9 protein-coding genes are annotated in these 11370 nt (G+C 73.6%); 6 read left to right on the top strand and 3 right to left on the bottom strand.

Annotated elements, in window-relative coordinates:
* Positions 1–35 precede the first annotated feature (35 nt).
* Complete coding sequence (locus ACZ4VK_RS06660) at positions 36–1160, bottom strand: NAD(P)-binding domain-containing protein (RefSeq protein ID WP_468350772.1); 1125 nt, start codon at positions 1158–1160, stop codon at positions 36–38.
* Positions 1161–1312: 152 nt separating this feature from the next.
* On the opposite strand from ACZ4VK_RS06660, the gene ACZ4VK_RS06665 reads away from it, so the two are divergent.
* From ACZ4VK_RS06665 to ACZ4VK_RS06680, 4 genes are read left to right on the top strand one after another with little or no spacing between them, the layout of a single operon-like run.
* Entirely contained in the window at positions 1313–2173 is an 861-nt protein-coding gene (locus tag ACZ4VK_RS06665) for an ABC transporter ATP-binding protein (RefSeq protein WP_468349206.1), read from the top strand.
* Positions 2170–3147, top strand: coding sequence for an iron-siderophore ABC transporter substrate-binding protein (locus ACZ4VK_RS06670; protein ID WP_468349208.1), 978 nt, complete (start codon positions 2170–2172; stop codon positions 3145–3147). Before ACZ4VK_RS06665 ends, ACZ4VK_RS06670 begins: the two co-directional genes overlap by 4 nt.
* A gap of 4 nt (positions 3148–3151) precedes the next feature.
* Entirely contained in the window at positions 3152–5218 is a 2067-nt protein-coding gene (locus ACZ4VK_RS06675; RefSeq protein ID WP_468349210.1) for an iron ABC transporter permease, read from the top strand.
* 40 nt (positions 5219–5258) lie between these two features.
* The gene (locus ACZ4VK_RS06680; RefSeq protein WP_468350773.1) at positions 5259–7412 is read left to right on the top strand and encodes a prolyl oligopeptidase family serine peptidase; all 2154 of its coding nucleotides are present in this window, start codon (positions 5259–5261) and stop codon (positions 7410–7412) included.
* On the opposite strand, the gene ACZ4VK_RS06685 is transcribed toward ACZ4VK_RS06680, so the two are convergent.
* Positions 7360–8343, bottom strand: a complete 984-nt coding sequence (locus tag ACZ4VK_RS06685) for a TrmB family transcriptional regulator (RefSeq protein ID WP_468349211.1) — start codon at positions 8341–8343, stop codon at positions 7360–7362. The genes ACZ4VK_RS06680 and ACZ4VK_RS06685 overlap by 53 nt on opposite strands.
* A 148-nt stretch (positions 8344–8491) precedes the next feature.
* Here ACZ4VK_RS06685 and ACZ4VK_RS06690 point away from each other — a divergent pair, with 148 nt between their 5' ends.
* On the top strand, positions 8492–9904 hold the full coding sequence (locus tag ACZ4VK_RS06690) for an aminopeptidase P family protein (RefSeq protein ID WP_468349213.1): 1413 nt from the start codon (positions 8492–8494) through the stop codon (positions 9902–9904).
* A 66-nt stretch (positions 9905–9970) separates the two neighbouring features.
* Here ACZ4VK_RS06690 and ACZ4VK_RS06695 read toward each other — a convergent pair whose 3' ends face one another.
* Positions 9971–10396, bottom strand: a complete 426-nt coding sequence (locus tag ACZ4VK_RS06695) for a nuclear transport factor 2 family protein (RefSeq protein WP_468349215.1) — start codon at positions 10394–10396, stop codon at positions 9971–9973.
* A 128-nt stretch (positions 10397–10524) separates the two neighbouring features.
* Between ACZ4VK_RS06695 and ACZ4VK_RS06700 the strand changes: the two genes are divergently transcribed.
* Entirely contained in the window at positions 10525–11322 is a 798-nt protein-coding gene (locus tag ACZ4VK_RS06700) for an SGNH/GDSL hydrolase family protein (RefSeq protein WP_468349217.1), read from the top strand.
* The last annotated feature ends 48 nt before the right edge of the window (positions 11323–11370 follow it).

Below are 11370 nucleotides of genomic sequence, written 5' to 3' on the forward strand. Positions count from 1 at the left end.
GGCCTCGGCGGCGAGGGCCGGGGTGTGGCGTCGGTTCACACGGATTGAGCGGCGAGGGCCGGGGTGTCGGCGGGGGCGCCGGACAGGAGGCGACGGATGGCGGAGACGGCCGCACGGCCGGCCCGGTTGGCGCCGATCGTCGAGGCCGAGGGCCCGTAGCCGACGAGGTGGACGCGCTCGTCCCGTACCGCGCGCGTCCCCTCGACCCGGATGCCGCCGCCGGGCTCGCGCAGCCGCAGCGGGGTCAGGTGGTCGATCGCCGCGCGGAAGCCCGTCGCCCAGAGGATCACGTCCACGTCGACGCTCCGGCCGTCGTCCCAGGCCACCCCGGTCGGGGTGATCCGGTCGAACATCGGCAGGCGGTCCAGGATCCCGCGCGCGCGTGCCGAGCGGATCGCGTCGGTGAGGGGGAGGCCGGTGACCGAGACGACGCTCTGCGGCGGGAGCCCGCGCCGCACCCGCTCCTCCACCAGTGCGACGGCCGCCCGGCCCTCCGCCTCCCCGAAGGGGCCCTCGCGGAAGACGGGCTCGCGCCGGGTCACCCAGAAGGTCTCGGCGGCGACCTCCGCGATCTCCATGAGATGCTGGGTGCCGGAGGCGCCGCCACCGACGACGAGGACCCGCTTGCCGGCGAACTCCGCCGGGCCGGGGTATCCGGCGGTGTGCAGCTGACGGCCCCGGAACGTCTCCTGGCCGGGGTAGCGCGGCCAGAAGGGCCGGTCCCAGGTGCCGGTGGCGTTGATCAGGGCGCGGGTGGCGTACCGGCCCTCGGAGGTCTCGACCAGGAGTCGTCCGCCGTCGCCCTCCCGGACGGCGGTGACGTCGACGGGGCGGTGGATCCGCAGGTCGAAGGTGCGCTCGTACGTGTCGAAGTAGGCGCCGATCACCTCGGACGAGGGGCGCGCCGGGTCGGCGCCGGTCAGCTCCATGCCGGGCAGCGCGTACATGCCGTGCACCTTGCCGTACGTGAGCGAGGGCCACCGGAACTGCCAGGCGCCGCCCGGCCGGGGCGCGTGGTCGAGGACGACGAAGTCCCGGTCCGGCTCCAGACCGGCGCGGCGCAGATGGAAGGCGGCCGAGAGCCCCGCCTGCCCGGCGCCGATGACGACGACGTCCACCGGCGTGACGGGCTGCCCGTCCGCCGCGGCCTCTTCCACCATGAAATCGTTCACGGTTCTACCAACTCATGGAGGGGTGAGGATCTTCCCGTGGCCTCGGCGCGGCGGGGGAGGGATCTTGGCTGGAAGTCGCCTTGCGGCCGACGTCCGGAGCCCCTTTCGGTGATCGGTAAGGTTAGGCTAACCTCTGCGACGTGCAAGCAGCCGAACAGACCGCCGCGGCCCCGCGTTCCCACGGTCACGAACTCATCGCCACCGGCGTCACCGTGGCGTACGAAGGCGTCGACGTCGTCCACGACGCCGCCATGACGCTGCGCCCCGGCGAAGTGACCGTCCTCGTCGGGCCGAACGGCAGCGGCAAGTCGACCCTGCTCCGCACGCTCGCACGGCTCCAGCGCCCCCGGACCGCCACGCTCGTCCTCGACGGCGCCACCGACTGCCTCGCGCTGAGCCCCCGTGAGTTCTCCCGGCACGTCGCCCTGCTCACCCAGGGACGGCCGACCCCCAGCGGACTGACCGTACGCGACCTGGTCGAATTCGGCCGCTACCCCTATCGCGGACGCTGGGGCAAGGCCGACCCGGACGGCCCGGCCGCCGTCGACCGCGCCCTCGCACTGACGGGCGTCACCGAACTCGCCGCACGCGGCGCCGAGCACCTCTCCGGGGGTCAGCTCCAGCGCGTCTGGCTCGCCGGCTGCCTCGCCCAGGAGACGGGCGTCCTGCTGCTCGACGAACCGACCACCTACCTCGACCTCCGCTACCAGGTCGAACTCCTCGACCTCATGCGCGACCTGGCGGACGACCACGGCATCGCCGTCGGCGCCGTCCTCCACGACCTCGACCAGGCCGCGGCCGTCGCCGACCGGATCGTCCTGCTCGAAGCGGGACGGGTCGTCGCCGACGGCAGCCCCGAGGACGTCCTGACACCGGAGCGGCTGACCGGCACGTACGGCATCCGCATCGAGGTCGACACCGATCCCCTCACCGGCCGGCTCCGCACCCGTGCGGTGGGCCGGCACCACTCGCGAAGCGAAAGGCTCAGCACCACCTCATGAGACGCCTCCTCCTCACCGCGGCGGTCGCCACCACCGCGGCCCTCACCCTGACCGCCTGCGGCACCACCGAGCCCGCCGCGGACGACGCGAAGAAGACCACCGAGCCCGTCACCCTCACCGACGCCTCGGGCACCGAGGTGAAGCTCGACGGCCCCGCCGAGAAGGTCGTCGGCACCGAGTGGAACGTCGTCGAGAGCCTGATCTCGCTGGGCGTCGACCCGGTGGGCGTCGCCGACGTCAAGGGCTACAAGACCTGGGACACGGCCGTCCCGCTGAAGAACGAGCCCAAGGACATCGGCACCCGCGGCGAGCCGAGCACGGACACCATCGCCGCCCTGAACCCCGACCTCATCGTCGCCACCACCGATCTGCCGCCGGCCGCCGTGAAGCAGCTGCGCAAGATCGCCCCGGTCCTGGAGGTGCGCCCCGCCGACGCCTCCGACCCGATCGGGCAGATGACCGAGAACCTCGACCTGATCGCCAAGGCCACCGGCACCACCGAGAAGTCCACGCAGCTCAAGAAGGAGTTCCAGGCCAAGCTCGACGCGGGGCGGAAAGCCCTCGCGGACGCCGGCCTCGCCGGCGCGAAGTACGCCTTCGCCGACGGGTACCTCGTCTCCAACCAGGTCTCCATCCGGCCCTTCACCAGCGGTTCGCTCATCGGCGCCGTCAACGAGAAGCTCGGCCTGAAGAACGCCTGGACGGTCAAGGGCGACCCGGCCTACGGCCTCGGCGCCACCGACGTCGAGGGCCTCACCAAGCTGGGTGACGTCCACTTCGCCTACGTCGGAAACGACGGCGACACGGCCAGCACCCCGTTCACGGGCGTCCTCGCCAAGGACAAGGTCTGGACGTCCCTGCCGTTCGTCAAGAAGGGCAACGTCCACCGACTGCCCGACGGCGTCTGGATGTTCGGCGGCACCGGGTCGATGAACGCGTACATCGACTCCGTCGTCGCCGCCCTGACGAAGTAACACCATGGCCGTCACCGCGACGAAACCCGCCACCCGTCCGCCGGCGGCCACGTCCCGGACGGGCGCGGCCCGGGTGACGGCCGCGCTCCTCCTTCTCGTCGTCGCCCTCGCGGTCGTCGACGTCACGCAGGGCACGGCCGCCGTCGGTGCCCCGGAGGTGTGGAAGGCGCTCACCGGCCGGGCCGACCCCGCCGACGCCTCCGTCGTCATCGCCTCCCGGCTGCCCCGGATGACCGCCGGGCTGCTCGTCGGTGCCGTGCTCGGCATCGCGGGCGCCGCCCTGCAGGCCGTCAGCCGCAACGTCCTCGCCTCGCCCGACACCCTCGCCGTCAACGCCGGCTCCTACTTCGCCCTCGGCCTGGCCGCCGCCACCGGCGTCTCGCTGCCCCTGCTCGCCTCCTCCGGCGTCGCGTTCGTCGGCGGCCTCGCGGCGGCGGCCGTCGTCCTCGGCCTCTCCGGTCTCGGCACCGGCACCGTCCGGCTCGTGCTCGCGGGCAGTGCCCTCACCCTCGGCCTCACCGCCGTCACCGAAGGCCTGTTCCTGCTGTTCCCCCAGCAGACCGAGGGCATCTACGAGTGGAACCAGGGCAGCATCGCCCAGAACGGCTTCGACGGCGTCCTCCGGACGGCACCGATCGCCGCCGCCGGAGTCCTCGGCCTGCTCCTCCTCGCCCGCCGCGTCGACGCCCTCGCCCTCGGCGACGAGGCCGCCCGCGGCCTCGGCGTCCCCGTCCGCGCCACCCGGGTCACGGCCGTCGTGCTCGCCGCCCTGCTCTCCACGACCGCGGTCACCCTCGCGGGACCCATCGGCTTCGTCGGCCTGTGCGCCCCCGCGCTCGTCCGGCCGCTCGCCCGCAGGTTCCGCGCCTTCGCCCGCACCCGGGGCGCCCTGCCCGTCGCGGGGCTCACCGGCGCCGCCCTGGTCCTCGGCTCCGACGTACTGCTCCGCGCGCTCGTCCCGTCCGACGTGGCGGTCGGCGTGCCGACGGGCGTCGTCACCAGCCTCGTCGGCGCCGGCTTCCTGATCGTCATGGCCACCCGGACCCGCGACACGGCGGGAGCCGCCCCGCCCGACCGGCTGCGCATCAGGAGCCGGGCCGTCTTCCTCGGCACCACCGGCGTCCTCCTCGTCCTCCTCGTCGGCGTGACCGTCGCCGCCGTACTCCTCGGCGACACCAAGCTGTTGCTCGGCGACGTGCTCAACTGGCTCCAGGGACGCGCCGGCCGGACCACCGCCTTCGTCCTCGACACCCGGGTGCCCCGCGTCCTCGCCGCCCTCCTCGCGGGCGCCGCCCTCGCCCTGGCCGGAACGCTCGTCCAGGCCGTGACCCGCAACCCCCTCGCCGAACCGAGCATCCTGGGCGTCTCCGGCGGCGCCGCCCTCGGCGCCGTCCTCCTCGTGACGACGGTCCCCATGGCCGGATCCTGGGGCGTCGCGGGCGCGGCCTTCGCCGGCGCCGCCGTCAGCTCCGTCCTCGTCTTCGGCCTCGCCGCGCGGGGCGGGTTCCAGCAGAACCGGCTCGTCCTCGTCGGGTTCGGTGTCGCCACCGCGGCGGCGGCCCTCATCAGCCTCCTCATCATCCTCACCGACCCGTTCAACGCGACGAAGGCACTGACCTGGCTGTCGGGTTCCACCTACGGGCGGACCCTGCCCGACGTGCTGCCCCTCGCCGTGGTCCTCGCCGTCGGCGTTGTGGCCGCGTCCGCCCGGCGCACCGCACTCGACCTGGTGTCGCTCGACGAGGACACCCCACGGCTGCTCGGACTGCGGATGGCCCCCGGCCGCCTCGGCTTCCTCGTCCTCGCCGTCCTGCTCAGCGCGGCGGCCGTCGCCGCCGCCGGCACGATCGGCTTCGTCGGACTCGTCGCACCGCACGCGGCCCGCGCCCTCGTCGGCCGGCGGCACGCCCGCGTGCTTCCCGTCGCGGTGCTCCTCGGCGCGGTCCTCGTCTGCACCGCCGACCTGGTGGGCCGGACGGTGATCGCACCGGCCCAGCTCGGCGCGGGCCTGATGACCGCGGTGATCGGCACCCCGTACTTCCTGTATCTGCTCGTCCGCAGCAGGGGATAGGGCCGTGAACCGTTCGTACGGTCACGTCCCGGCCTGCACAATACGAGGCGTGACCGATGAAGATCCGTACCTGTGGCTGGAAGAGATCTCGGGCGAGGACGCCCTCGCCTGGGTGGGCGAGCGGAACGCCGAGACGGCGCGAGCGGTGGCCGGTGACGCCGGGTTCGGGGCGCTGAAGGCGCGACTGCGGGAGGTCCTCGACGCCTCCGACCGGATCCCGTACACCGTGCGGCGCGGCCCGTACCTCTACAACTTCTGGCGGGACGCCGAGCACGTCCGCGGCGTGTGGCGGCGTACGACCCCGGAGCTCTACCGGCAGGACGAGCCCGAGTGGGAGGTCCTGCTCGACGTCGACGCGCTGGCGGCCGCCGAGGGCGAGAAGTGGGTCTGGGACGGGGCACGCGTACGGCGCCCGGAGTACGACCGGGCTCTCGTACGGCTCTCGCGGGACGGCGGGGACGCCGTCGTGGTCCGCGAATTCGACCTGGAGACACGGGAGTTCGTCGACGACGGCTTCCGGCTGCCCGAGGCGAAGACACGGATCGGCTGGGCCGGCGCCGACACCGTCCTCGTCGGTACGGACCTCGGTCCCGGCTCGCTGACCGACTCCGGCTATCCCCGCACCGTCCTCCGATGGCGGCGCGGGACACCCGTGGAGGACGCCGCACTCGTCTACGAGGCCGAGCCGGAGGACGTGGCCGCCTGGGGGTACCGGGACACCACGCCCGGCTTCGAGCGGGAGTTCGTCGGCCGGTCGCTCGACTTCTTCCGGAGCGAGACGTACCTCCTGCGGCCCGACGGCACGCGCGCGCGGATCGACGTCCCCGACGACGCCCTCGCCTACGCCCACCGGCAGTACCTGATCGTCACCCTGAAGTCCGAGTGGCTCGGCCGGCCGACGGGCTCGCTCCTCGCGTTCGGCTTCGACGCCTTCCTCGCCGGCGACCGCACCCACGAGGTGCTCTTCACCCCCGATCCGCGGACCGCCCTGGCCGGGCACAGCTGGACCCGCAACCATCTGATCCTGGAGACGATGCGGGACGTCAGCAGCAGGATCGAGGTCCTCACCCCCGCCGAGGACGGCGGCGGTTGGGCACGCGAGCCGCTCGTGGGGGTCCCCGAGCTGTCCGCCGTCAGCGTCGTCGACACCGACCCCGACGTCTCCGACGAGTACGTCCTCGACGTGTCGGGGTTCCTGCAGCCCTCCACCCTCCATCTCGGGCGGATCGGCGCCGGTTCTGAGGTGCTCAAGCAGGCCCCGCACCGCTTCGACTCCGCCGGGCTGACCGTCGACCAGCACTTCGCGACCTCACGGGACGGCACCCGCGTCCCGTACTTCGTCATCGGCCCCGACCGTACGGCCGGCGGCCCCGGCCCCACCCTGCTCTACGGCTACGGCGGCTTCGAGGTCTCCCTCACCCCGTACTACACGGCGGTGACGGGCCGGGCGTGGCTGGAGCGCGGCGGCACGTACGTCATCGCGAACATCCGGGGCGGCGGCGAGTACGGCCCGGACTGGCACCAGGCCGCGCTCGGCGCCCGACGGCCCCGGGCCTTCGAGGACTTCGCCGCCGTCGCCGAGGACCTCGTCGCACGCGGCATCACCACGCCCGCCCAGCTCGGCGCCAAGGGAGGCAGCAACGGCGGGCTGCTCATGGGCGCGATGCTCACCCGCCACCCCGAGCTGTTCGGCGCGATCGTCGCCCAGGTGCCGCTCCTCGACATGACCCGCTTCCACAAGCTGCTCGCGGGCGCGTCCTGGATCGCCGAGTACGGCGACCCGGACGACGAGGCCGACCGCCCCCACCTGGACGCGATCTCCCCGTACCACCGGCTCGCGGCGGACCGGGACTACCCGCCGGTCCTCCTGATGACCTCGACCCGCGACGACCGCGTCCACCCCGGCCACGCCCGGAAGACCGCGGCACGGCTGCGGGAGCTCGGCCACCGGGTCCTGTTCCACGAGAACACCGGCGGCGGCCACGCGGGCGCGGGCGACAACGAACAGGCCGCCCACAACAGCGCGCTCGTCCACACCTATCTCTGGCAGCGGCTGACCCGCACCGCGCAGCCCGCCGGCAAGGCCCCCGTCCCGGACGTCGCGGACGTCCCGGCCCCGGCCGGCCCCGTCGGCGCGACCGTCACAGCCAGCCCGAGCGCTGCGCCTGCAGCGCCATCTGGAACCGGCTCGTAGCACCGAGCCGGGCCATCAGGACCTGCACCCGGCGGAAGAAGGTACGGCGGCTGACGCCGAGCTCCCGGGCGATGACCTCGTCGGCGGCGCCCGCCGCCAGGAGCCGGAGCAGCCGCCGGTCCGCCGGCCGCAGTCCCGCGGGCCGCGGCGAACGGCCGTGGAACGGCAGCGCGTTCTGCCACGCCTGCTCGAACAGCGCCACAAGCGCGGAGAGCAGCCCGCACGGCTGCACGACCAGCATCGTGTTGTACACGTCCGTCTCCTGGATCGACAGGGAGACGAGCGCGTACGCGTCGTCGATGATCACCAGCTTGACCGGCACCGACGGCAGGACCCTCGCCTGCTCGCCCGCCTCGATACAGGGCTCGATGGAGTTCTCGAGCTGCCCCGGATGCTCAAGGGACTCCCGCGAGTACACGACGCGCTGGGTCACCCCGCGCGCCAGGGTGGCGAGCGCGTCGTCGGTCGCGCCGTCGAGGGGGAAGTACGGCGGCGAGTCGAACTGCCGGATCTGCTCACGGGCACTGGCCCAGGCCTGCCGCATCCGGAGACCGATCGCGTCCCCCGTGACCACCTCCACGAGACGGTCGTCGTACGCGGCGAGCCGCTGCCGCCGGAACGACTCGAACGCACCCCCGACGGCGATGCGGGATGCGTCGATCTCGGCGGCCCGGTGCCGGCCGAGGATCTCCAGGCCCGCCGCCGGCGGGACCGGCGCCACCACGTCCCCGACCTCCTCGGCGGCGCTCGCCAGACCCGAGTCGATCAGCTCGCCGTACGCCGCCGAGAACGCCGCGCCCTCGAGACCGGCCGCCGAGGCGATCACGCTCAGCGGCGCGGGAGCCCGTTCAAGGAGCTTCAGATAGACCCGTACGGCCTCCTCGCCGATCCCCAGAACCCGCAGGGCCGCGCTGAGCTTGTCGTTCTCCATGCACCGCATTATCGACCCCGTCGCCGCCGGAGTGGCCGATCAGTGCCAGTGGCCGATCCGGGCACCCGGGGCGGCCCCCGAGGAGTACGTTCCGGGAGGCGCCGGACCACCGGCGGCCGAGTGACCGACCCGGAAGAAGGAGCAGGACGTGGCGAAGGGTCGCAAGAACGGCCTCTACGGAGGAGTCTCCGAGGAACTCTCCGCGCTGATGAGGACGGGGTGGGCGGACACCGAGCGGCACGGACTCGAACCCGACGAGCAGGCCCCGTACGCGGCCCGCCGCCGCGCCGCGCTCTCCGCCCGCTTCCCCGGCGAGCGCCTCGTGGTCCCCTCGGGCAACCTCAAGACCCGCTCCAACGACGACACCTACCCCTTCCGGCCGTACTCGGGCTACGTCCACATGACCGGAGACCAGGCGCGCGACGGCGCCCTCGTCCTCGAACCGCGCCCCGACGGCGGCCACGACGCCTACTGCTACCAGCTGCCCCGCGACAGCCGGGACGACGACGAGTTCTGGACGGGCAACACGGCCGAGCTGTGGATGGGCCGCCGCCGCTCCCTCGCCGAGGCGGCCCGCGTCCTCGGTCTGCCCTGCCGTGACGTCCGCACCGCCGCCGAGGACCTGGCCGCCGGCTCCGGCGTCCCGACCCGGATCGTCCGCGGCCACGACCCGGCCCTCGAAGCCGCCGTCACCACCGACGAGGAGCGCGACGACGAGCTGGAGGAGGTGCTCAGCGGACTCCGCCTCGTCAAGGACGAGTGGGAACTCGGCGAGATGCGCAAGGCCGTCGACTCCACCGTGCGCGGCTTCACCGACTGCGTCGGCGAACTCTCCCGGGCCATCGCCTCGTCCGAGCGGTGGATCGAGGGCACCTTCTTCCGCCGGGCACGCCTGGAGGGCAACGACGTCGGCTACGGCACCATCTGCGCCGCCGGCGACCACGCCACGATCATGCACTGGACGGACAACGACGGCCCGGTCAGGCCCGGAGAGCTGCTCCTGCTCGACGCCGGCGTGGAGTCCCGCACTCTCTACACCGCCGACGTCACCCGCACCCTCCCCGTCAGCGGCACCTTCACACCCGTCCAGCGCCAGGTGTACGACGCGGTGTACGAGGCCCAGGAGGCCGGCATGGCCGCGGTGAAGCCGGGCGCCCCGTTCCGCGACTTCCACGAGGCGTCCCAGCGTCATCTGACGGCGCGGCTCGTCGAGTGGGGCTTCATCGAGGGCCCCGTCGACCGCGCGTACGCCCTCGGTCTCCAGCGCCGCTTCACCATGGCCGGCACCGGCCACATGCTCGGCCTCGACGTCCACGACTGCGCCCACTCGCGCACCGAGGAGCACGTCGACGGCGTCCTCGAACCGGGCATGGTGCTCACCGTCGAGCCGGGGCTGTACTTCCAGCCCGACGACCTGACCGTGCCCGAGGAGTGGCGCGGCATCGGCGTCCGCATCGAGGACGACCTGGTCGTCACCGACGACGGCCACGAGAACCTCTCGGCGGGCCTGCCGCGCTCCTCCTCCGAGGTCGAGGCTTGGATGGCGCGCTTCGCGGGCTGACCGTTTCCACCGCTCCGGTGGGACCCGGGCTCGCGACCGAGCCCGGGTCTTCGGGTTCGGCGTCGATCAGGCTGCGGCTGTCTCTCCGGCCTCCGCCGCCTCCGCCTCCGCGGCCTCGCGGGCGATCCGGTCGAACTGGGCCCCCATGGCCGCGGCGAGGGCCTGGGCGGCCGAGAGCGGGCGGACCATGACGGTGAAGTCGTCGATCCTCCCCTCCTCGTCGAAGTGGAGGAAGTCGCAGCCCTGGATCTTCCGGCCGTCGACGGTCGCGGTGAAGACGAAGGCGTGGTCGCGGCCGTCGGCGTTCGCGATCTCACGGACATAGGTGAAGTCCTCGAAGACCCGCATCACCCCGCGCAGGATCGCCGCGGTGATCGCCTTGCCCACGTGCGGCTTGAAGGCGACGGGGCTGGTGAAGACGACGTCCTCGGCGAGGAGCGCCTCGATGGCGGTCTCGTCCCGGTTCTCGACGGCCTCGCGGAACGGGTGCACGACATCACCTCTAGTCAATTCGTTGAATAGGTGATTCGGAGGTTAGGGTGAGGCCGTAAGGGTTGTCCACCCCTCGGCCCCTCCGCCGCCGCGCCCGCCCCGTCGACGCACTGAACCGAGGTCCCGCCATGACCGGCGCACAAGTCCCCTTCTCGCGGTATGTGGCACTCGGCGACAGTCAGACCGAAGGCGTCGGCGACGGTGACGACGTCACGGGCCTGCGCGGCTGGGCCGACCGCCTCGCCCAGGAGCTCGCCCGCCACGACCCCGGTCTGCTGTACGCCAACCTCGCCGTCCGGGGCCGCCTCGCCGGCGAGGTCCACGCCGGACAGCTCGGCCCCGCGCTCGCCCTCCGGCCCGACCTGGCGACGGTGGTGGCCGGCGTCAACGACCTGCTGCGGCCCCGCTTCGACGCCGACGAGGTCGCCGGTCACCTGGAGGCGATGTTCGCCGCGCTCACCGCCCGGGGGAGCCGGGTCGCCACCCTCACCTTCCCCGACGTCGCCCGCGTCACCCCGCTCGCCCGGCCCGTGCGCCACCGGGTCACCGCCCTCAACCACCGCATCCGCGAGGCCGCGCACCGGCACGGGGTCGTCGTCGCCGAGACCGGCCACCACGCCGTCGTCACGGACCCCCGGCTGTGGAGCACGGACCGCCTGCACGCCGGCCCCCTCGGCCACCAGCGCATCGCCGCCGCCGTCGCCCAGGCCCTCGCGCTGCCCGGCAGCGACGACTCCTGGACCCGCCCCCTGCCCGCCCCCGCCACCCCGCCGCCCGCCGGATGGCGCACCGGCGCCGCCGAACTGCGGTGGGCCGCCGACTTCCTGGGGCCCTGGATCGCCCGCCGTCTGCGCGGCCACTCCTCGGGCGACGGGCGCACCGCCAAGCGCCCCCACCTCGCACCCCTGGACGACGTTCGGGCGTAGGAGCGGGATCGGGCGGTCCGCACATTCACCGATTCAGGTGACAGCGAC

It is taken from the genome of Streptomyces sp. NPDC028711 (genome assembly GCF_055565415.1).

Excerpts from the sequence above, each read along its gene's own strand:
- ACZ4VK_RS06700 (WP_468349217.1), top strand. The coding sequence starts at position 10,525 with ATGACCGGCGCACAAGTCCCCTTCTCGCGGTATGTGGCACTCGGCGAC.
- ACZ4VK_RS06685 (WP_468349211.1), bottom strand. The coding sequence starts at position 8,343 with ATGGAGAACGACAAGCTCAGCGCGGCCCTGCGGGTTCTGGGGATCGGC.
- ACZ4VK_RS06675 (WP_468349210.1), top strand. The coding sequence starts at position 3,152 with ATGGCCGTCACCGCGACGAAACCCGCCACCCGTCCGCCGGCGGCCACG.
- ACZ4VK_RS06660 (WP_468350772.1), bottom strand. The coding sequence starts at position 1,160 with ATGGTGGAAGAGGCCGCGGCGGACGGGCAGCCCGTCACGCCGGTGGAC.
- ACZ4VK_RS06670 (WP_468349208.1), top strand. The coding sequence starts at position 2,170 with ATGAGACGCCTCCTCCTCACCGCGGCGGTCGCCACCACCGCGGCCCTC.